Source organism: Anaerobacillus sp. CMMVII (genome assembly GCF_025377685.1).
In the GTDB taxonomy this organism is placed as follows: Bacteria; Bacillota; Bacilli; order Bacillales; family Anaerobacillaceae; genus Anaerobacillus.
In genome coordinates this window covers 256,104-277,429 of sequence record NZ_JACEHK010000002.1, presented here as the reverse complement: position 1 = coordinate 277,429, position 21,326 = coordinate 256,104, and the positions used below count along the sequence as shown (strand labels likewise).

Sequence of the window (21,326 nt, the reverse complement as noted above, 5' to 3'; positions counted from 1 at the left end):
CTTTTAAATTATTATACGAATAGTCTTTCCTAATTTTTTATACTTCAAGGCTTCGGACATCTTAGCAAATTCTTATCCAAAATAAACTAGACCCCAATTCTTTAGGTTGCCTGGCAACGTTTTTAAGCGACGAGTACTAGTAAGTAAATCCAATTCGAAAAAGACCTACAAAAAAGAAATTTTCTTCTTTTTCTTGTTTAGCATTAGTAATACCGGCCCTTTCAATAGTTCTCTTCTCAGTGGTACTTGGAAAATTTTTAACGCTACTACTGTTGTTAAAACTGAAAGAAAGAGAATTAGCCCTTTGCGTTCTTTAAAGAAATAACTATATATAAACATCTTAATGTACAATAAGAACGACCACCCAAAATTCCATCCTCGTCGAAAAAATAACACTTGCTTCTTGACTGCTATTACTTCAAACAACATTGCTAAACCAATCCACCATATGTTATATTGCAATTGATTTTTGAGATCTCTAGGATATTTCGATAGATATAAAAGAATAACTAAAGGTGACGCAAGAAAAATATGGATCATCCTTAAGGCTCTAACACTTAAGAATTTCGATTTAAAATCCCACAACAAATAATGCTTACACAAATAATAATAAAGGGCGTTAAATGTAGAGACATACAGCATAGATGGGAACCATTTCCTCAGTTCCGTATAGGTCTTATACTTAATATTTAAAATAAGTAACAATAAGACAACAAGGGAGTTCAATTACATACCTTCTTTCACTAAGCTACAATAACTATTTCTTCACAAACATTTCAGTGTCATATAAGCGAATTAACTATATGATTTGTAAAAAACTGTAAGTTATACAATGTTTATTTTTACGACCATTTTAGACACAAAAAACAGCTTGGATTTGTCGCCCAAGCTATTTATACACTATTTGTTTGATAAGATGTTTTTCGATAGTTTTTGTGTCATCAGGGTGGAATAGATGCACGGAATTTTGAACCAAAATTAACTGCATTCTTTTGTGTTCGTAGTTATTGTATAGTCTACTCCTCTGGAGGAAACACCTGGTAATGGCATAGAAGGACCACCATGTAAAATAGTAGTACCGAATTTTTGCGGTCTTCCCCCTGTATTAAAATGAACTGATCTATCCCACCAATCCTAAGTTTTTCAACTATACTAATGCCAAATTTAGGAATTTCAAAATCAGGTTTTCACGAAAAAACCCATCTCCCACGTCTCTTCTATTGTTAAAAAAGTTCTAGTTATCTCTGCAAGAAACATTGCTTATCTCTCGTCGCTTCACCTATGATAGATTTATAATTGTATCAAACAAAATCGAGGTGAATAACATGACTATTAATTCCATAAATACGCTAGATACTCCTTCTTTACTCCTAGACATGGCTGTTCTTGAAAAAAACTTAGATGAGATAAGCCAGATCGCAAAATACAATCAAATTAATTGGCGCCCTCATATAAAAACACATAAATCAATTAAAATTACGAAGATGCAGTTGGAAAGAGGTGCATGTGGAATTACTGTGGCAAAGCTTGAAGAAGCTGAGATGATGGCGAAAGCAGGGGTTAGAGATATCCTCATTGCGTATCCGTTATCTAGCCCACAAAAACTAGAACGTCTGATTTCTTTAGCAAAACAAGCCGAAATTACCATTGCCATCGATTCTATTGCCCAAGCAAAACTAGTAAATCAAGCATTTAGTAATACTAGCCCGCTAACTGTTTGGATCAAAGTCAACTCTGGACTTAACCGCTGTGGAGTTGAAGTTGAGGAAGTAAAGGAGCTTGCAACAGAAATGAAACAACTACCTAATCTTCATTTGAATGGTATCTTTACTCATGCAGGTCATTCTTATGCGGCTACATCGCTTGAGCAAATTAAAGATATTGCACATAGTGAAGCAAAGGTAGTATTAGAAAGTGCTAAAATTTGTGAACAAGCAGGTTTCACCATATTACATCGTAGTATCGGTTCAACTCCAACCTTTAAATATGGAGCAGAAATTAACGGAATTACTGAAATTCGCCCAGGTAATGCTGCTTTTTATGATATGTGCCAAGTCGGTTTAGGAGTCGCAACTCCATCCCAATGCGCTTTAACAATCCTCGCCTCTATTGTCAGTGTAAAAAAAGACCGTCTCATTCTTGATACAGGAAGTAAAGCACTTTCCCTTGATCAAGGTGCACATGGAAATAAAAATGTCATTGGTTTCGGCAAAGTTCTCAATCATCCTGAAATTACAATTGCAAGACTATCAGAAGAACATGCAATTGCTACGGTAAGCGAAGAAACAACCCTTTCACTTACAGACAAAGTACAAATCATCCCTAACCATGCTTGCGTAGTCGCCAATCTTTTTGATGAATACCATCTTCACCGGAATGGTACGATCATAGACACCTGGTCCGTAGATGCTCGTGGAAAAATGAAGTAATCTATCCTTCTCACATACAATTTTTTAAACAGAAAAAGCCAGTTCGTCAAAGTGACGATCTGGCTCATTCTTATTTTTCTCATTTAAGTTCTTTTCCCATTTCTAGACAAAGAGCAAAATTGCGAAAAAATGCACAACTGTTCCTGCTAATACAAACAAATGCCAGACCATATGATGAAATGGAAACCATCTAAACATGTAAAATAACGCACCTATTGTATATAGCAAGCCTCCGATTACTAAGAGGATGACTCCTAGGTCATCGAGATTGGTGACCAAAGGTTTCCAGGCGAAAACGATTAGCCAGCCCATCACAATGTAAAGGATCGTCGAGGTGTACATAAATCGTTTTACGAAAAACACCTTAAACAATATGCCAATCCCAGCAACTGACCATAAAACTGCAAGTAAATATAGGCCAAGCTTTCCACCAATAACATTTACTAAAATCGGGGTATACGAACCGGCAATGAACAAGTAGATCGATGAGTGATCAAAGATCTCAAATAGGTTTTTTACTTTTCCTTCAGGAAAGGCATGGAGTAGCGTTGAAGAAACATACAAAAGTAGCATTGTTACTCCATACACTGTGTAACTAATAATGGAGGCAGCTGAACCTTCTAACGAAGCAAAAACAATTAACAAGGTTAATGCCGATATACTAAAGACAATACCTATACCATGAGAAATGGCGTTGGCTATTTCTTCTCCTTTGCTATACGTATGTGTAGTTGCCATTTTTTTAACTCCTTTAAATAAATTCTATTACCTATCTTATTGTAACATTAGCCTAGCGGTGAAAAAAATGATAAATATCATTATTTTTTTCAATTATTACAATCAGTTTTAAAAATCTAATAAGGCAAATGCATATAATTTGATTCTCCTGACCTATACTGATACTGTAATACCATCTGTAAAAATCCTAGGAGGCAAACTTTTATGTCATTAATGATCCACCAACTTATATCGATATTATTTCTTGCAGTCGTACCCTTACCAATTATTGCATTTCTTAAAAGCCGTAACGGACAACCCTTAGAATCAGCTCCAATTTGGAAAGGGTTAGTCATGTTAGCAAATCTCGCCCTTTTTGTAACACTGATTACAGGATTTATCCTATTTCCAGAATTCACATCAATTCGAGTATGGGTGTCAGTTGCTCTCATTTTGGCACTAGGTGCATTTTTGGGTATTTTTTCTAAACGCTTAAAACTTTACCGACTTGAAAAAAATGATGAGGTTAAACGTAATCATTTAGATAAGATCGCTAAAATTGGATTTATCTATATTGCAACCTTAATTGGAACATTTATCTTAATGTTTAATTGGTATAATCTTTAGGATAAAATCCTATGAAAGTTCACTTTCACGAACACTTGTTGTAATTATTATTGAACAATTTGTTAGATGAAAGAAAGCATACTTTCGAATTAGATTCTTTAATAATCATGAAGAGGCTGTCCCAAAAAAAGTGTCAGACACCGCTAGGTACCGAATATAGACATATAATATATCCGCACGTCTATATTTAGTAGGATCCGCGTGGTGTCAGACACTTTTGGGACAACCTCTTATTTTACATTAGGGAAAACTAGCACAAATTCCGTTCCGGTGCCACGTCTACTTTTTACTTTTACCTTTCCACCCATCTCCCTAATAAGGTTATAGGCAACCATCGTCCCTAGACCTGTTCCGGTTTTTTTAGTCGTTAGAAAAGGAGTACCTATTTTTTGTATTTGCTCTTGTGACATCCCAATCCCAGTATCTTTTATTGAGATTACAATATCTTTATTGATGTTACTAGTTCCAATTTCTAATATACCACCATTAGGCATCGCTTCAATCCCATTTTTTACAATATTAATTAAACTTTGGCGGAACTTTTGTCTATCTCCTATAACAAATCCACCACTTATATTCGAAATGAGAATTTCCACCCCTTGCATTAAAGCGTACGGTGTCATTACTTGAACTAAGTAAGCTATTTCTGTTGCGATGGTTAGGTTTTCTGGCTTATTCTCATCACTTGGCTTTGCATACGTTAAGTAGTCAGTAATGATGGTTTGCGCCCGATCTAATTCTTGTAGAGATAAGTCTAAGTATTCCTTCCGTTTTTGATCATCGATTGAATCATCTTTTAGTAACTGTAAAAATCCTCTTGTTACAGTTAATGGATTACGTACTTCATGAGAAACACTTGCGGCTAATTGACTGACAACACGTAATTTCTCAGCACCACTAATCTCTTTTTTAAATCGTAACATCTGCAAAATGTATTCAATAATGTAAAGAACTAAGACAAAGGTTAAGACGGTTACAAGGATATGGTTAACTAAACTAGTTAACATCAGTTCTTTTTCCTGCAGATCATTAGTATGTATCATCCAATAAATAATAACGTTTAGTCCCCAGATTACGAAGATAAATCCAAGTGAAACAACAATCTTTTTTGAAAACTTACTTTGATGAAAGATTGAACTAAAATAATATACAAAAGCTAAAGTAATTAGTGCTTGTATAAAAGTTACATAAAAACCGAGATTATAACCAATAAAAAATCGTGTCAGTACTAATCCAATAAATAAGGTTAAGGCAACTTTTCTTCCCCCGTATAGACCGCCTAGTAAAAAGGGTATAATCCTTAAATCATAGATTGTCCCATTCGCATCGTAATATGGAAACACCATACAGAGGATCATTGCAACCAGCGATAATAAACTAATAAAAAGCTCTCGGTATTTTTTTTCCATTGAGGGATTTAGTAGAAAGATATAATACATAAAAATACAAACCAAAATAATAAGCACATTTAATAATAGATTTATCATGGATCACCTAAATGTTTGATTTTTCAAATAATTATATCATATTTTTACAGAATCTAGATATTTTTTTATTTGTTTCGTCACTTTTTATCTTTATGCTGCCTAGCTTGTGGAAAAAACAACTTAAAAATTGTTCCCTTTCCTTCAATACTTTCTATTTCAATGCTACCTCCCATAATTCTCACAATATTATTAACAACCATTAAGCCAAGACCTGTTCCGTGTTCTTTCGTTGTTTGAAAAGCGGTACCTAATGATTCGATTTGTTTTTTTGACATCCCTACCCCTGTGTCATGAATGGAGATCACTATTTCATCTGTCGTTAAGAATAGTTGAATGGTCAGAACCCCACCATTTACCATGGCTTCGATCCCGTTTTTTACAATATTAATCAGGCATTGTCTTAATTTCTGACAGTCACCACTAATGAAGCACTCATTCTTAGCTATTGTAACTATTTCGACCCCCTGCAATAAGGCAAGTGGTTTCATTACTTTAGCAATATACTCTATTTCTAAATTTAGATTATGAGTTTGTCCTTCAACTATAGACGATGGCTTAGCAAGATTAAGGTAATCTGTAATAATTTCCTGTGCCCGATCAAGCTCCTGTAATGACAATTGTAGGAATTCAGCTTTTTTATTAGCATCTAACTTAGGATCATGAAGTAGTTGAATAAACCCTCTTGTTACAGTCAACGGATTTTTCACTTCATGTGAAACGCTGGCTGCTAGTTCGCTTACAACACGTAGTTTATCAGACTCAAAATACTCTTCCTTTATTATTGTACTTTCTCTAATAAACTCAATAATGAAAACAATCAACCCAACTGATATTGCTTCTACTAGACCAAACATGAAAAACAACCCAAAGTTTTCCAAGATATCCGTCATTACACTAATATTAAAGATAATCGTTATTCCTGAGAAGAAAATTGGAGCAACCATTAATAATATAACTTTCTTTAGCTTTGATTGCTGATGATAATATGGCAGAAGCAGAAATAAAATTGTTAATAGCATGATTGAACTAATGATTAAGCTACTGACCATATGTTCGCTTCCAGAATAAATGTTTAAAATGGTTATCCAACTGAATAATGAAGCAGCAACTTTTCGTCCTCCATACATCGATCCAAGTAGAAATGGTATGTACTTCCATTCAAAAATCCAACCAAAGAAAATTGGTGTTTGAAACTGTTTACAGATTATTATTGCTAAAAATGCAAAAAGTCCAATGAATAATTTGCGATGTGCTCTTTCTATCTTTCGTTCATGAAGAAAAAGAATATAGATAAAAATCAAAAGTAATAAAATAGTAGATTTAATAAAAGAAGCTGCAAAAATTTCATCTCCTATTCTAATCTAAAAGTCCACTAACGGTAGGTTTGTCCACCTTGAAACTCTACCACCAATTTATTCCATATTTTATTTGAACGCTTTTTTTCTAAAAAAGTTACAATAAAATATGAAAAAAATAAATATTTTTCAGAGAGGTTAGAAACCTCATGATTTATTAAGGATATTTTCGTAAACTTGTCCTATTAGGTCGTCTTTTGAGAATAAATAAGCTTTTTGGGACAAATTTATTTGTCCCAATGGCTTATTTATTCTCAAAAGCTTCACGCAAATCGTGAAGAACCAAGCATTCGCTTGGTTACGACCTAAAAGCTAATAGCAACAATCTTTAAAATAGGGAATAATGACAACAAATAATAAGGTCGCTCGGGCATCTCTTCTATCAGTTGAAGTTTTTTAACGTAGAATTACGGGTAAAGCCACAATGGTTACGAAACGCTTAATCATTATACGCCTTAAAAAATAAAACAGACTCTAATGCTAGAGTCTGTTCTGGTTCATATTTTATGCTTTACGAACGTTAGTCGCTTGTGGACCACGTTGACCATTTTCGATGTCAAAAGTCACTTCTTGACCTTCATCTAATGATTTGTAACCTTCGCCTTGAATAGCTGAGAAGTGAACGAATACGTCATCTCCACCTTCTCGCTCAATGAACCCGAAGCCTTTCTCACTGTTGAACCATTTTACTTTACCATGTTCCATTCTTGTTTCCTCCTAGCATGTAACAAATACATGAAATTGCAAATTATCTTGCTCTGTTATTATATCCAGTTATCATTTTTTTTAAACTTAGCTTTAAATTTATTTTCGTTTTTTTAAAAGTTCTTTTCTAAAACATTGTTACTTTCTAACCTAAAATAATCGGAAAAATTCATTAGATGAAGATATCATTCAATAAATTGAGTTAGAAAAGATCACTACTTACTAAATAAGTAGTGAAATCTTAGTATTTACTCAAGTAACAAACTTTGGGAAAACAGCCTTTTTAAAAAAGAGACTAACTTATCCAGTTAGCCTCTTCGCTATGCTTAGTTATTCATAACTTTTTTCAAGTTGATCAATGAGTGAGCCTACGTAAGCTACGGCTTTTCGGATTGGATCTGGTGTAGACATATCCACACCTGCATGCTTCATTAAGTCTAAAGGTCTCATTGTTCCACCCGCTTTTAATACCTCAATCCAACGGTCCACGGCAGGCTGTCCTTCTTCTTTAATAAGTTCAGCTACAGCTGTAGAAGCTGTTAGACCTGCAGAATAGGTGTAAGGATAAAGACCCATATAATAATGTGGCTGACGCATCCAAGTCAAAGCTGCTCCTTCGTCGATTTCTACAGTGTCACCCCAGAAGTTCTCTAAAAGCTCCTTTTTTTGCTCACTAAGTGTAACTGCTGTAATTGGTTTTCCAGCTTCGGCTAAGGCATAAACTCTCCGTTGCAATTCTCCTTCAAGCAAATGTGTAACAAAGTTATGGTAATAGGTGCCTAATGATTGTAGTAAGACCCAACGTTTCATGCGTGTATCTTCTGTTGTTTTTAAAAGGTGCTGACTTAATAACAGTTCGTTAATCGTTGATGGTGCCTCAATAAAATACAGCGACGGACGGGTGTTTGTCAGACGTTGATTGCCTCCAGCATAATAAAAATGACCTGCATGACCTAGTTCATGTGTCAGTATAAATGCTCCTCGCATTGTATCTGTCCAAGTAATTAAAATGTATGGATGAACTCCATAAGGGCTAGAACAAAATGCCCCTGTTGCTTTGCCCACATTTTCAGCCAGATCTACCCATCTTTCAGTTAAAGCTTTTTTCATTACGCTGTGATATTCTGGACCCATTACCTCTAAGGACTTCAGAATTGTTGAAGAAGCCTCTTCATATGTTGTCGCAGGATTAAATTCAGGATCAAGGGGTGCTTTTAAATCACAGAACATCATTTTATCTAATCCTAGTACACGTTTCTTTAACTGTGCAAACCTACGCATATGTGGAGCCAATTCATTTGAATAATATCTAATTGGTTATTATACATTTCCAATGTAACTTGATGTGGTTGTAAAAGCATATGAGTAACACTCTCATATTTACGCTGACGCGCTAAAACGGTTTGCTTTTTAATTTCTGTTGAATATGTAGCCGCAAAGGTATTCTTATACTGATTTAACGTTTTCGTGAATGCTTCGTAAGAGTTCCTACGCACAGCGGTATTTGCTGATAATTCATAACGATCTTCAAACAGAGCAAACGTTAGTGGTAATTCATTTCCCTGTTCATCATTAAATGAAGCAAAATCCATATCAGACGATTTGCTTATCTCGTAAGTCATATAAGGTGAAGACAAGACTTGACCTAAAGCAGCTAGTGTTTCTTCTGTTTCTGGACTTAATTGGTGAGGCTTTTTTCGAGTAACTCTTCAAGGCTCTTCCGGAAATCAGCTAAACCTGCTTCTTCCTCTAAGTATCGTTCAATTGTTCCATTTGGCAAGGTTAAGATTTCTGAGTCAACAAATGTCAGAGCCGCATCAACAGTTGCTAACATTGCTCCTGTACGAGCCGCATTTCCCTGATGCTCTGAATTTGTTCCATCTTCCGTCTGCCGTAATCTTGCGTATGTAGCAACTCGAATCACTCTTTGATAAAGGCTTTCTTGAGCATGTAAGCAGTCAACTAAAACGCTTGCTCGGTCTTTAAGCTTTCCTTTAAACTGAGTAACTGTAGGTAAATCAGCTTGAACTGCTGCAAGCTCTTTTTCCCACGCCTCCTTTGACTCAAAGAGGTCTTCAAGGTTCCATGTTAATTCAACTGGAACTTCACTTCGTAATGTTTTTTCGCCATAGCTAAGTACTCCTCTACTATATATATTTCGCAACTCTAATTATTAATTATAGCTTAAAATGGATATAATGACAAAATATTAAAAAAATTAATAATTTCAACTCCTTAAAATACTCTATGATAAACGGATGCTTATAGCCTGTTTGAATCGTTTATAAGAAATAAACGAGCTATAGAGATAATGGAATTTGTCTCTATAGCTCGTTTTTATAAAGCATCCGAAAATTCTAGCAACAGCAGAGGCTACTCCACAGATAGAAAAAAGTGTTTTAAGTAATCCCTAACTTACTATTTACCTCTTTTTATTTGCCTCCTGCCAGGCACTCAAGTGAACAGCTCCTAACTCAGGGATCGGTTCACCTTCTAAAACTGTTATATATTCCAATGAGTTCCCATCTTTGTCCTCAAAATAATAACTTGCAGCTGGCATCCAAGCGTGAACGATTGGTTCACTAGTGTCTAAACCAAAACTTGGTACAAGATGTATCCCTTTGTCTGATAAAAAATTTGGTACATTCATAAATTGGGCATAAGGTAGATGCAAGGCGAAATGTGATTGTTTAAATTGATCTGAAGTAACCTGCCATACTCCTAGCATTTGTTCTTTTTTCTTGCTCTCACCTAACCAAAAAAAAGCTACGCGATCTGAAATTACATAAGCTAAAACAAGATCAATACTTTGGTAAAACTTTATCGCTTCCTCTAGATCTGTCGTTTGAACATGTGCTTCATATAAACATGCATTTTTCATGAATGGATCCCACCTTCACCTCGTTATTTTTGTTTTTCAAAGGATCGCAACGTAAAATGAAAATAGCTATATATTATTTTTACCACTTATATTTTAAATTTTCAAATAATTAATTTTAACAAATTACACTACTCACTTTTCTATTAATTCCTTGTTTGATCGTATTAAATGAGGCGGGGGGACAAATTCATTTGTCCCCCCGCCTCATTTAGTTTACAAACTTCAGGTTATACCGTGAAGAGCTAAGCTTTACTATAGTCATAATGCAATTGCACTAGAAAATAAAATAGTTTTTGTTGAGAAAGTAATACATTGCTTCCTAATCCCAGTTATGTATGTATGTTGGTTTAAAATTTTGTAGCTTCTGAACTATTTTATCTGGGTCGCTTTCCATGAGAATTAGTTGTCGGTATTCCTCTCGGACAAAGCCTTGCTCAATCATGTGATCAAATAAACTTAGAAGTGGCGTGTAATAGTTATTAACGTTCAATAGACTGCACGGTTTTTGGTGATAACCGATTTGGGCCCATGTTAGTACCTCAAACCACTCTTCTAATGTTCCTGACCCTCCAGGCATTGCAATAAAACCATCTGCAAGCTCTGCCATCATCGCTTTTCGTTCATGCATCGTTTCAACTATATGAAGTTCAGTTAAACTTCCGTGAGCAATTTCTACTCTCATTAGTTTTTTCGGAATAATTCCAATTGCTTTTCCGCCATTTTCAATAACAGCATCAGCAATAGCACCCATACAACCAACCTGAGCTCCACCGTATATTAGTTCAATCCCTTCACTAGCTAGTGTCTTACCTAATTTTCTGGATGCTTCCATATAAACCGGATCAAACCTGTACTAGAACCACAAAAAACAGCAATACGTTTCATAAAATTCCCCTTTTCTTCATTCGGTATTTCTAATACATTATAAGCCTTTTATAAATTGATTAAAATTAACGGCTTATCATTCTTTATTTTCACTATTAACGATAGTTGATTTAGCTAAGGTAATTTTGAAATACACTCCTATTTTAAATATTTTTAGTCGACTTGTAGCATAATAAAAGAAAAAAAGTGGTGATTATTATGTTCAACTATGGATTAAAACGATTGTTAATTAGTAGCACTATACTATCTGCTTCCTTGAGCTTTATTATTATTGCCATGACCATTGTCCACCATATGAAAATGCAAGAATCGCTTAACGACATTAAACATAATGGATTTATTTAACCCAATTAAGAGTAAACTTTCCATAATAAAAGATCGCCAAAGCGGCGATCTTTTCATTTTTAATGTTGTCCGTTATTAGGAAGTTTTTTACTTGGATACCCATTTCCTTGACGTTTCTTATTTTTTTCTGCTTTTCCTGTTTTTCGTGTAGCTTTTCCACAAATTCATGTGTGCTATCGATGTTCACCATTCGTTTGTGTCCTCCTTGGTTATTAAAGTTACTTCCTAATTACTTTAACCAGTAAGCTTTAAACCATGCATAGCAAAAGTATGACTAACTAACTTGCTTTGTCCGATAAGGCGTTTCCACCTTTTTTCGATTAACAATAATAATTCCTGTTGTTACAAACATTAAACCAATGATTACAAAGAAATGAATAACCTCATTTAACAAAAATGATGATAGGAATACCCCAAAGACAGGTATTAAGAATAAGTACATAGAAACTTGACCAACGTGGTTATATTTCATTATGTTATTCCAAATCACAAAGCCCAGTGATGATAAAAAAGCTAGATATAGCAATAAACCTAATGAGTATGGAGTAAATTGGAAAGGTAGCCACCCTGCGAATAGTACACCTACGAAAAGAAGCCCTAATGAGCCTAATAACATTTGATATGCGGTTAAATAAAGAACAGGCATTTTAGCCGAACCATTTCGGGCCAAGATATTTCCATAAGCACAAGAAATCATTGCAACTGTTAAACATAATTCTCCAAGTCCAAACTGGAATTCAAATGTTCCTCTTGTGATATTCACAAGGATGACACCAGTAAATCCAACGAAAAGACCTACGGTTTTACGGATCGAAATTTTATCGTTTTGATACATAAAATGCGCCAGGATAATTTGAAAAAATGAAATTGTACCGGCAATGATCGCTCCTTGAATACCTGTGCTATAACTTAGACCAATATAAAATAATACGTATTGAAAAAATGTTTGAAAAAAACCAATGTTTAACAAAGGTCTTATCGAACCTTTTTGATATCGTACCTTCTTTCTGTTGAAACTAATCATAACTAAAAACAGCAACAATGCTGCCAGAAAAAAGCGATACCCTGCAAAAAGTACCTGCTGAGCAATTTCCCCCTGTTGAATTGCAATGCTTCATAGCTAAGTTTAATGACCGGAAAGGCACTCCCCCATAATGCTGTACAAATAACTGCTGCTAGAATAATACCGTACTTGTTCGTAAAAAATCTTTCTATTGTCAACTTTAGTCAGTTCCTTTACTGAAAAATTATACTCAATGTACATTAATAAATTACATCATTCCATTATTGTCGTTACTAAGATTGATATAGCTCGGTTAATTCTATTATGAAATCTACTCACATACTACCATATTTTTTTAGTATTAATCGTCAAAAATACCTGGCCCCTCAAGGCAGCAGGTATTTTTTCTTACTGAAACTTTTCTTTGAGGAATTCTGGAGCATGAATGAGACGAATTGATTCAAAAAAAGGTTCATGATTATTTTTACCCGTATAATAAGCTACTACGAATTCACCACTGTCATCCCATGCCGAACCTTTAAGACAGCTTCAATTTCATTAGCACGATCAATACGAATTGCATCTGTTCTATTTGCAAACTCGTTAAAATCGACACTATAATTGTATTCATATAGATACTCTCTATCCTTCTTAATAACAACAGCAAATTCAACCTCTTCTGCTGTTAGGCGAGCTTGTTTCAATAAGTCCCGATCTATTAACCAAGCTTCAACTTCTTCATGGATTTTCTTCCAATCTGAGTAGAGCCACTGATTGCCCTTCATTAAATACTCAATTGTCCCCCAGGTACCATTGTTAAGTCGTAAATCCTCATTCGAAGTTTCTTTTAATTCTTTTTGAAATGTCTGATGGAAGCTTTCTATATCCTCACGCTTGAAGATTGTCAATTGTTTCATTCCCCGGTTAGGAGTGATGGTTATTTTATTAATCAAATTCGAGTCGGTAATTCGTAAGGCGACATTCGCATTCCATTTGTGCTCATGAGACTCTAGAACTTTACTATAGTACTCATTCGGTTCTGAATAGAACGTTTCTGGCACCCGGTACTGCCTTACAAGCTTTTTACCATTTTCAAGTTCATAAACAAAATAGGCACGACGATAAAATCCTGATGAATAATCAAACCGCCCTTGACTTTCTACAATCTGCTTATGAAGGTTCAAGATGTTTTCAATATTCTCTGCTTCCTTGTAATAATATTGTTCCTGGTATTGCTGATTAACCTCTTCAAAAGAATGTCGATCTTCAAGCATATAAATACTATCTGCCATATAGACACGCTCAATGTTATCAGCATTTGGAATACGATTTTCATAACCTGTTACATCTAGTTTAATTAGTAGCGCCAGAATGATCATAAACGCTGTAAAAATACTATAACCTCGCCATTTTGTTAGTACTCGCCATGACTTTTCTAAGATCATTAGAGCAACAAAATAGCCAATAATTGATGTTACGATATAACCGAAAATTCTCCATCCCATTGTTCCTTGTGTTTCTCCAAAATACATACCACCCAAAAGCATGGAACATACTGTCACACCATATAAAAACACAGGTTGCAATGGCCGAAATGCAATTGCATGTGTGGCTGACTCAACTTTTCTTCTACTATAAGCAAAAAGTGCAATCATGTAGAAGACAATTGTCACGAGTATGAACGCCACAACCTCAGACATCGTTAAAGATGTATTTCCTAGTTCAGCAGCTTTTATATATGGAACTATATTGGACATTTGATTACTTAGATAGTAATCTGTAGCAAATCCGTGCAAGAAGTACTTAACATTCATAAAAAATAGGACAGTCATCCCTGCTGGCATAATAAACAGAATATAGGTTAAGGAGCCTTGAAGCACCGAACTCCCTGTAAACATCCCCACAAAAACAGCAGCCATAAATACAAAAAGACTTAGCAGGATTGTTTGTCCAGCCCACTGTCCAATAACTGTTAAGTTTAGTAAAGTTGGAGCCTCTACAAAACTACTTAAAATAAGTAAGCTAAATCCAGTAATCAATACAGGAACAACTAGCATTATGATTCCAATTAGCAAATTTTGATGGAAAAGTGCACTCCGTTTTATCGGTAAACTATGAATATAGTCCGAAGATAATTTCACCTGCATGTAACGAAATAAGAAAATTGCAAGCAATACTGGAACAATAAAAATCATAAAAATTTGAAAAGGATCAGAAAATCTAAATAGGTTCTCCGAAACAAAGGCATAATGGAGCTTGTATTCTTTCTGATTGCTAGAAATCATCAAAATTTGTAAGGGTAATGCGAACCATAAACACAAAACGTAGGCGATGCCTATCCAACCAACATTGCGGACACTTTGCGTAAAAATTCCGCGATTAAACAAGTACGTTTTCAATTGCATAGCCAACATCCCTCATTTCATAAATAAAAATTTCCTCTAATGTAAGTGGGAGTATGTCGAATAATACAGGTTTATTTGCAAGTACATGGGACGAGACTTCCTCTTCCCTACCTCTTACTATATACATTCGCACGCTTCCCCGTTCTTCTTTATAAAGTACTTCCATACCTTTTAGAAATGCTACTGGCAGTTCGCCTTTAAAGGCAACTTGGATCTTATGAACATCTGATTTCAAATCATCTAAATCCTTTTCAATCAGCATTTCACCTTCATGTAAAATTCCAATATGGTCACAGAGATCTTCAACTTCTCGTAGGTTATGAGAGGAAATTAAAATCGTCATTTCCCGTTCAGCCACATCTTGTACAAGTAAGTTCTTCACCTTTTGTCTCATTACCGCATCAAGACCATCAAATGGTTCATCCAAAATAAGTATTTCTGGCATTGTTGATAATGATAACCAAAATGCTACTTGGCGCTGCATCCCTTTAGACATACGATGAATTTTTTTATTCATTTGGATTGGAAAAACTTTGCTAAGCTCTATGAAGCGCTCTTCATTCCACTGAGGGTAAATACTCTGGTAAAAAGAAGCCATTTGCCTTACTGTTGATTGTGGGAAAAAGTAGAGTGAGTCAGTTAGCACAATTGTTTTGCCTTTAATCTTTACATTTTCAAATACAGACTGCCCATCGACAAATAACTCACCAGAATCTTGCTTGTAAATTCCACCGATCATTTTTAATAGTGTCGTTTTCCCCGCCCCATTTGAACCAAGCAAACCATAGATCGAACCTTTCTCAATTGTAAGAGTCAAGCCTTTTATTGCTTCTATCCCCTCAAATTCTTTTCTAATCTTATGAACTTGAATCACTACTTTCGCCTCCTTTCACACTTTGTTCAGCCTCAGTAATTAATGTTAAAATCTCATCTTTTCCTATCCCTAAATATAAAGCTTCCGAAATCAGCTTAATTAAGTCTTTTTTCATCTTCTTCACCTTTTCATTATTGGTAGCATCCGCTTGTGGCGAGACAAATTTGCCCTTACCAGGGATCGAATAAATATAGCCTTGATGTTCTAATTCTCGGTACGCCTTTTGTATAGTATTTGGGTTAATTGTTAGGTCAGCAGCTAACGCTCTCACTGATGGGAGCTGCTCATCCTTTTGAAACACTTCATGAATAATAAGCTCCTTCATCTTTTCAACTAGCTGCTCATAAATTGGAACTCTGCTTCGTAGGTCTAATTGAAACATCGTTTTCCTCCTTTCCACTAGGTATGTTTATCTATAAATGATTTGTGTATTATCTGTATTATATTATGTAGTACAGTTTATATTATAACGTTTTTAGGAATTTTAGCAAGACTTTTCATGGATCAATTAGCACTGTTAAAGCTTTAAATTACGCACTTTTAAGATTGTTGCTATTAGCTTTTATGTCCAACCAAGAGAATGCTTGGTTGCGACATAAAAGCAACATAGTTTATATAACAGCCTTAAATAAATAATTTTGGATAGGACATTGGAGGATTACAAAAAATAATTGAAAAGGTGGTGATATAATGAGCGACAGTGTGGTTAAAGAATTGAATGAGTTTTTAAAGGGGCAGTATATGGGAATTCATTCGTATGAACATTACATCCAAAAACTAAAGGATCCCAAAATAAAAAAGGAATTCCAAAAGATTCAACAGGAACACAAACAGCATGCGCTTGTAGTAGCAGAGCGAATTCAAAACCTCGGCGGCACTCCAGTCGACGATGAAGGACCGATGGGATCAATTGTAGGTTATCTAAATCAATTAAATTTACCTGATACAACTGAAGGGTTAATTCATGGAGCTTTAAAAGGAGAAGCCATGGGTATAGAAAAATCAGAGGAAATTGTGAAAGGTGATTTAGATCCGATAAGCAAAGAGATGATTGAGGAAATACTTGATCATGACAGAAAACACACTTATTTGTTAAACAGTTATCTGCATTAGAAGAAGCCGCTTGAATCCAAGCGGCTCTCTTCTTAATTCATCCGTTTTTTTCTTTCTAATAGAGTTTGAAGCTGTTTCACGCCTTATATATTCTTCATCCCCTGGTTCAAAATTGCTCAATTCAGCTAGTACATAAGCGAGTTCGTTTTCTAATAGTAGTTTCTGTTCTATATCTATAATTTTGGGCGTCCGTTCCCTATTCATATATTCTCTGAACCATATTCTAGTCTTTTAATCGTTTCATCTTTAAAAACTAAGAGGCGATCACAACTACGCTCAAGTAAATAACGGTCATCGGTAATTAGGAGCAACGTTCGGTCATATTGCAATAAAGCATTTTCCAACTGTTCTCTGGCGTGTAAATCTAAATGATTTGTTGGCTCATCTAAAATTAATAAATCGTAATTATTTAATAACAACCTGGCAATTACGCAGCGGTGCGCGCTTTTTAAGACATGCGTTAAGATTGTGTTCTTAGCTTGTTGCAGGTTTAAAGGAGATAATTTGGTAGCCTAAAGCTAACTGCATAGTAAATAAGACACATTTCCTACGTTTTTTGAAATGCGTTACTTTAAACAATGTGCAATTTTATGAATAGCTAAGAACTAGTTATGCATTGGCTAACTCCTTACTCTTTTTGGATTTATTTTGTAAAAGTTATAGCAGATCAGGTTAATTTTTACAATTACTATTATTAGAAGTGATAATTAACAAAGTTTATGAATTGGATAACCTCCCTAAAACATAACCTATATGGAGGTGAAGGGGATGCTGAGAATACTACTAGTTTTATATCTGTTAAAAAAAGCAAAGATCGTAAAACAAAAGTTTGTATTTTTCATTAATATTTAACGGAGAATAATCCTTCTAATCACAAAGCCACTTATTAAACCCGGTATTAAAAATAGCATTGGCAAAAATACCGGACCTAATAAAACACCGAATATGGTAATTTTCGTAGAATATATTAGGCCAACAGTAACAAAATACGCACCGAATGCAAACGGAAGATAGAGATATGGCTTAAGATTTTCATTGGAATCACGAAATGCATCCCATAATGAATACATGTAAAAACAAGGGTAAAACATTAACCATTGATAGTTTGTTATTTCGATGGCATTGTGGATATTTCCATTGAAAGATTCTACAATTGCTAAATTAAAGTTACTCATTACATTAATAAGAACTTCAAAAAAAACTAAGACAATCCCTTTCACAATTTTCTTATTAATGAATTGTCCAAAACCTGGGAGAGCAATGCTCCATAGTAAAGTCTCATAGTTTAATTTCTTATTAACCTCTTCCATAAAATACGCTCCTTAATCAGTTTCTACTTTAGGAGCAGTTGAGTTAGACAGCCCTTTTCGGTTTGGACAAGTAGGCGGTTCCTCTAACCATCCATTTTTAATCATAAGTTCCAAACCACCATTTGCGTATTTGGAAATTTTAGCTGTTAATAGGGCAAACGTAGCTGCAAGATCGTGACGCAATATTTTCGATAGTGCAGTCCCGTAATTTTGTATCCCATACGCATTCGAAAAGCCAGTGTGAAATAAAAGAAGTTTATCAGAAAACGGTGGGCTAACTGAGTCAGTAATATCTGCATCTAGCAATTTAGGTGTAGGAATATTCTCAACCATTAAATATTCTCCTAATTTTCGAATTTGTTCATCGGCTACTTCTACTCCTTTTCGAAAATAAGCTTCAAGTTCCTGAGAAGTCGTGACTTGACTATATGCTAACATGAGTGCCTTACCTAAAATATTGTTATTAATATTCGCAAGTAAATATTTCACTTCCAGTGCAGTTAACGGGCGCTTATTTATTGTAAGCATCGCTACAAATGATTCTTTTGTCGCAAATTGAACCTCTTTCGGATAAGGAATTGTTGGAATTTCAACACTAACCCCCTTGTTTAAAAGGAGTTGTAACCCCCTTTCATATGTTTCGACACAGCTATGTAAGTTGCTCTTAAAATACTCAATGACATCTTGACGCGTAGCCATTGACAAAGCCTCACTATACATTGCTAGTCCAGCTTTTGCCATTTGCGTAATATATATAGCCATAAATACATCACTAAGAAGCTTTGGTGCATTACGATGCAGATCCTCTTCACCAAAACCAACAGGAATAGGGATGTTTTCTTTTCGATAAAGCTGTTCAATCGCTATTAGATGTTGCTCTGCAAGTGATTTTACATAAGAGATATATTCTTTGATCTCTTGGTCTTCAACTACTTCATAAAAATGCTCAAATACTACGCAATGCATCGAATCACCAAGATAATTCGCAAACAAATCCCCTTGTTCAGCTGCAGTTAGTCGTTTATGTTGTTGGTGTTCTTTGAGTGAAGCCATTCTTCAACCTCCCACACTTAATATCACAGATATATCATCTACTAACCGTCTGAATTTTATACAATATTTGGAAGTTAAAAGCATTAGCTTTTGACTTCCCTAATAAAAAAAATGTAGTATTTAAAGAAGTGAATTTCCAAATTAGCTTAATCAAGTTATATCAATCTACATGAACTTAAAAGGGAATCATGAATTATGAATGAATTTATAAAAATGCATTTAAAAATGTACCGATCGATTAGTTGTTTACCATTCATTTATAGTCTGTAACAAAATACAACCAATTATTTCTAAGGAGTTAATAAATGATTTACAAAGTATCATATATGGCCGATGGACTAAACGTAAAAGGGTATTTAGGCTTCCCCAATGAAATCCACGTGACAAAACAGGAAATTACAGAACTTTTCAACGATTTACCAGTAGAAGAAGTCGCTTCTTCCATCGTTTCAAACCGTGTATTACTTGGAGAAGGAAAGTGGCCAGCCTTTATTTATTGCCGTGGTGGAATCGGTCGGATTGGCAGGGTGAAACCTAGCTGGGTAGAAGCTTTCGCTAAACAAGGGTACATCGTATTTGCCCCCTGTTACCGTGGACATGAAGGGGGAGAAGGTCGTGACGAATTTGGTGGTGCTGACACGGAGGATGTTCACTCGGCCTTTCGCTTACTCGAATCATTTTCATTTGTCGATAAAAAGAAAATCTCTATCATGGGTTTTTCACGCGGAGCGATTAACGCAACATTAACCTCAATCGTGATGCCTTCTATTCATAGACTTGTCCTTTGGGGCGGAGTATCTTGTTTACGACAAACATACGAGGAACGAATTGATTTAAGAAGAATGCTAAAACGTGTCATCGGTGGTTCTCCCAACAAATTGCCACTTGCTTATCACTTGCGTTCCCCGATCGAATTTGCCAAAGATATCAACTGTCCAGTACTAATCATTCATGGAACTACTGATAGTCAAGTAGATGTTAGTCATGGGGTAAACATGTATGAACAACTAAACCTATACTCCAAAAAGACGACGATTCATCTTTATGAAGGTTACGGGCACCATTTACCTTTTGATGTACATCATGATGCAATAAGAAAAATGTTTTCATGGATTGAAGATAAATATTAATAAAACAGTTATAAGTTTTATGTATAAACAAATACTACCCATATTCTTCTTTTAGGATTGGATTGTGGTTATCATGTTTAAACGAAAAAAAAATCAATATCCGTTTATTGTGTTATCCTTCATTCATATTAGTATGCTAATCTATACTTTATCTAAAGGGAAGGATCGTAAACGACTTGTCAGCTTATTACTGTCAAATATCGGGATGGCTTACCTATTTGAGTACATTGTTTTTAACCTTTTTCAATCGTACATCTACAAACCTAAGTTGTTAAAAAATAAAAATTTCGATAATCTTTTAGGTGCAATATTTTCCCAAGCGATCTTTGTTCCAATAACAGCTCTTTTTATTACCAGTTTCAAACTTGGTTGGAAAGTAAAGCTCTTATTTGGACTTTATTTTACCCTTATAGAAAAGTTCTTTATCTTTTTAGGAATTTTTAATACAAATTGGTGGCGAACAACCTTCACTGCAACCCTTATCCCTTTATATTTTACTCTTAGTGATTTTTGGGACAAACATTTGCAAAAGAAAACCCCGATAGTGCTTTTTATTTCAGTATTTAAAGCACTGGTTGTTCTAAATAGCACTTTTTTATTTATCTTGGCCGTATTTAGAAAGCTAAGATTCGGCTTAGGATTTTTTCACTCTTGGCGTGAGCATTTCATTCTTGCACCGATCTATACAATCATCGTAGCTTTCTTTACCACTTGTATGATTGAAAAACATAACTTCATCAAAATTCTCTCTCTACGTATATTGTTAGATTTTTTCTTAAAAAGATCTCGCATCCTTAAGTCCAATCTGCCAATTATGCTTGAGCTAGTTTTACACATTACCATGCTCTTTGTAGCAAAAGGATTACGAAAGCTAATCTATGGTAATCGGAACGACTAATAAATTATATAATCCAGTTATTAGTGGCATACGTCCTATATGTAACGATAAAAAAACTTTTGGAAAACAACCTTTCGTAAAAGAGCCATAGAAGACAAATGAAATTGTC

General features: G+C 34.9%; 19 protein-coding genes and 3 pseudogenes. 6 read left to right on the top strand and 16 right to left on the bottom strand.

The annotated features are described in order from the left end of the window. Positions 1-165: 165 nt before the first annotated feature. The gene (locus H1D32_RS05465) at positions 166-705 is read right to left on the bottom strand and encodes a CBO0543 family protein (RefSeq protein ID WP_314733369.1); all 540 of its coding nucleotides are present in this window, start codon (positions 703-705) and stop codon (positions 166-168) included. A gap of 620 nt (positions 706-1,325) precedes the next feature. On the opposite strand from H1D32_RS05465, the gene H1D32_RS05460 reads away from it, so the two are divergent. Beyond that, positions 1,326-2,429, top strand: coding sequence for an alanine racemase (locus H1D32_RS05460; RefSeq protein ID WP_261177197.1), 1,104 nt, complete (start codon positions 1,326-1,328; stop codon positions 2,427-2,429). A gap of 102 nt (positions 2,430-2,531) precedes the next feature. Here the strand turns inward: H1D32_RS05460 and trhA are convergent, their stop codons facing one another. Beyond that, entirely contained in the window at positions 2,532-3,167 is a 636-nt protein-coding gene (trhA, locus tag H1D32_RS05455; RefSeq protein WP_261177196.1) for a PAQR family membrane homeostasis protein TrhA, read from the bottom strand. Between the two features lie 204 nt (positions 3,168-3,371). Here trhA and H1D32_RS05450 point away from each other — a divergent pair, with 204 nt between their 5' ends. Next, a complete protein-coding gene (locus tag H1D32_RS05450) occupies positions 3,372-3,773 on the top strand; it encodes a hypothetical protein (RefSeq protein WP_261177195.1) in 402 nt (133 codons plus the stop codon). A gap of 230 nt (positions 3,774-4,003) precedes the next feature. On the opposite strand, the gene H1D32_RS05445 is transcribed toward H1D32_RS05450, so the two are convergent. The 6 genes and pseudogenes from H1D32_RS05445 to H1D32_RS05420 all read right to left on the bottom strand — a co-directional run bounded on the left by H1D32_RS05445 (position 4,004) and on the right by H1D32_RS05420 (position 11,033). After that, complete coding sequence (locus H1D32_RS05445; protein WP_261177194.1) at positions 4,004-5,212, bottom strand: ATP-binding protein; 1,209 nt, start codon at positions 5,210-5,212, stop codon at positions 4,004-4,006. Positions 5,213-5,337: 125 nt separating this feature from the next. Next, a complete protein-coding gene (locus tag H1D32_RS05440; protein WP_261177193.1) occupies positions 5,338-6,309 on the bottom strand; it encodes a sensor histidine kinase in 972 nt (323 codons plus the stop codon). A gap of 810 nt (positions 6,310-7,119) precedes the next feature. Further along, a complete protein-coding gene (locus tag H1D32_RS05435; protein ID WP_261177192.1) occupies positions 7,120-7,320 on the bottom strand; it encodes a cold-shock protein in 201 nt (66 codons plus the stop codon). Between the two features lie 330 nt (positions 7,321-7,650). Beyond that, positions 7,651-9,475: pseudogene (gene pepF / locus H1D32_RS05430) on the bottom strand (oligoendopeptidase F). 267 nt (positions 9,476-9,742) lie between these two features. Beyond that, complete coding sequence (locus H1D32_RS05425) at positions 9,743-10,201, bottom strand: VOC family protein (RefSeq protein ID WP_261177191.1); 459 nt, start codon at positions 10,199-10,201, stop codon at positions 9,743-9,745. Positions 10,202-10,520: 319 nt separating this feature from the next. Next, the gene (locus H1D32_RS05420; RefSeq protein WP_314733349.1) at positions 10,521-11,033 is read right to left on the bottom strand and encodes an LOG family protein; all 513 of its coding nucleotides are present in this window, start codon (positions 11,031-11,033) and stop codon (positions 10,521-10,523) included. Between the two features lie 251 nt (positions 11,034-11,284). Here H1D32_RS05420 and H1D32_RS05415 point away from each other — a divergent pair, with 251 nt between their 5' ends. Next, complete coding sequence (locus tag H1D32_RS05415; RefSeq protein WP_261177190.1) at positions 11,285-11,431, top strand: hypothetical protein; 147 nt, start codon at positions 11,285-11,287, stop codon at positions 11,429-11,431. A gap of 59 nt (positions 11,432-11,490) precedes the next feature. Here H1D32_RS05415 and H1D32_RS05410 read toward each other — a convergent pair. The 5 genes and pseudogenes from H1D32_RS05410 to H1D32_RS05390 all read right to left on the bottom strand — a co-directional run bounded on the left by H1D32_RS05410 (position 11,491) and on the right by H1D32_RS05390 (position 16,095). After that, positions 11,491-11,621, bottom strand: a pseudogene (locus H1D32_RS05410) (DUF4023 domain-containing protein). Between the two features lie 84 nt (positions 11,622-11,705). Further along, positions 11,706-12,652 (bottom strand): annotated as a pseudogene (locus H1D32_RS05405) (DMT family transporter). Between the two features lie 285 nt (positions 12,653-12,937). Continuing rightward, complete coding sequence (locus H1D32_RS05400) at positions 12,938-14,839, bottom strand: multidrug ABC transporter permease (RefSeq protein ID WP_261177189.1); 1,902 nt, start codon at positions 14,837-14,839, stop codon at positions 12,938-12,940. Then, positions 14,814-15,713 carry an ABC transporter ATP-binding protein gene (locus H1D32_RS05395; RefSeq protein WP_261177188.1) on the bottom strand — a complete coding sequence of 300 codons (900 nt, stop codon included), beginning with the start codon at positions 15,711-15,713 and terminating at the stop codon, positions 14,814-14,816. The genes H1D32_RS05400 and H1D32_RS05395 overlap by 26 nt, the downstream gene beginning before the upstream one ends. After that, the gene (locus tag H1D32_RS05390; protein ID WP_261177187.1) at positions 15,697-16,095 is read right to left on the bottom strand and encodes a GntR family transcriptional regulator; all 399 of its coding nucleotides are present in this window, start codon (positions 16,093-16,095) and stop codon (positions 15,697-15,699) included. The genes H1D32_RS05395 and H1D32_RS05390 overlap by 17 nt, the downstream gene beginning before the upstream one ends. A gap of 308 nt (positions 16,096-16,403) precedes the next feature. On the opposite strand from H1D32_RS05390, the gene H1D32_RS05385 reads away from it, so the two are divergent. Next, complete coding sequence (locus H1D32_RS05385; protein WP_261177186.1) at positions 16,404-16,826, top strand: ferritin-like domain-containing protein; 423 nt, start codon at positions 16,404-16,406, stop codon at positions 16,824-16,826. A 200-nt stretch (positions 16,827-17,026) separates the two neighbouring features. Here H1D32_RS05385 and H1D32_RS05380 read toward each other — a convergent pair whose 3' ends face one another. The 3 genes from H1D32_RS05380 to H1D32_RS05370 form a co-directional block, all read right to left on the bottom strand. Further along, positions 17,027-17,245, bottom strand: a complete 219-nt coding sequence (locus H1D32_RS05380; protein WP_261177185.1) for a P-loop NTPase family protein — start codon at positions 17,243-17,245, stop codon at positions 17,027-17,029. 429 nt (positions 17,246-17,674) lie between these two features. Beyond that, positions 17,675-18,136: a hypothetical protein gene (locus H1D32_RS05375; protein ID WP_261177184.1), complete on the bottom strand. Its 462-nt coding sequence runs from the start codon at positions 18,134-18,136 to the stop codon at positions 17,675-17,677. A 12-nt stretch (positions 18,137-18,148) separates the two neighbouring features. After that, the gene (locus H1D32_RS05370) at positions 18,149-19,189 is read right to left on the bottom strand and encodes a DUF3231 family protein (RefSeq protein WP_261177182.1); all 1,041 of its coding nucleotides are present in this window, start codon (positions 19,187-19,189) and stop codon (positions 18,149-18,151) included. Between the two features lie 305 nt (positions 19,190-19,494). Between H1D32_RS05370 and H1D32_RS05365 the strand changes: the two genes are divergently transcribed. After that, on the top strand, positions 19,495-20,319 hold the full coding sequence (locus tag H1D32_RS05365; protein WP_261177180.1) for an alpha/beta hydrolase family protein: 825 nt from the start codon (positions 19,495-19,497) through the stop codon (positions 20,317-20,319). Positions 20,320-20,392: 73 nt separating this feature from the next. Next, positions 20,393-21,217, top strand: a complete 825-nt coding sequence (locus H1D32_RS05360; RefSeq protein ID WP_261177177.1) for a hypothetical protein — start codon at positions 20,393-20,395, stop codon at positions 21,215-21,217. Positions 21,218-21,326 lie beyond the last annotated feature (109 nt).

Coding starts and splice junctions, on each gene's coding strand:
- trhA (WP_261177196.1), bottom strand. CDS start 3,167: ATGGCAACTACACATACGTATAGCAAAGGAGAAGAAATAGCCAACGCC.
- H1D32_RS05360 (WP_261177177.1), top strand. CDS start 20,393: ATGTTTAAACGAAAAAAAAATCAATATCCGTTTATTGTGTTATCCTTC.
- H1D32_RS05385 (WP_261177186.1), top strand. CDS start 16,404: ATGAGCGACAGTGTGGTTAAAGAATTGAATGAGTTTTTAAAGGGGCAG.
- H1D32_RS05415 (WP_261177190.1), top strand. CDS start 11,285: ATGTTCAACTATGGATTAAAACGATTGTTAATTAGTAGCACTATACTA.
- H1D32_RS05400 (WP_261177189.1), bottom strand. CDS start 14,839: ATGCAATTGAAAACGTACTTGTTTAATCGCGGAATTTTTACGCAAAGT.
- H1D32_RS05420 (WP_314733349.1), bottom strand. CDS start 11,033: ATGGAAGCATCCAGAAAATTAGGTAAGACACTAGCTAGTGAAGGGATT.
- H1D32_RS05460 (WP_261177197.1), top strand. CDS start 1,326: ATGACTATTAATTCCATAAATACGCTAGATACTCCTTCTTTACTCCTA.
- H1D32_RS05375 (WP_261177184.1), bottom strand. CDS start 18,136: ATGGAAGAGGTTAATAAGAAATTAAACTATGAGACTTTACTATGGAGC.
- H1D32_RS05440 (WP_261177193.1), bottom strand. CDS start 6,309: ATGGTCAGTAGCTTAATCATTAGTTCAATCATGCTATTAACAATTTTA.
- H1D32_RS05370 (WP_261177182.1), bottom strand. CDS start 19,189: ATGGCTTCACTCAAAGAACACCAACAACATAAACGACTAACTGCAGCT.
- H1D32_RS05365 (WP_261177180.1), top strand. CDS start 19,495: ATGATTTACAAAGTATCATATATGGCCGATGGACTAAACGTAAAAGGG.
- H1D32_RS05450 (WP_261177195.1), top strand. CDS start 3,372: ATGTCATTAATGATCCACCAACTTATATCGATATTATTTCTTGCAGTC.
- H1D32_RS05435 (WP_261177192.1), bottom strand. CDS start 7,320: ATGGAACATGGTAAAGTAAAATGGTTCAACAGTGAGAAAGGCTTCGGG.
- H1D32_RS05425 (WP_261177191.1), bottom strand. CDS start 10,201: ATGAAAAATGCATGTTTATATGAAGCACATGTTCAAACGACAGATCTA.
- H1D32_RS05445 (WP_261177194.1), bottom strand. CDS start 5,212: ATGTATTATATCTTTCTACTAAATCCCTCAATGGAAAAAAAATACCGA.
- H1D32_RS05390 (WP_261177187.1), bottom strand. CDS start 16,095: ATGTTTCAATTAGACCTACGAAGCAGAGTTCCAATTTATGAGCAGCTA.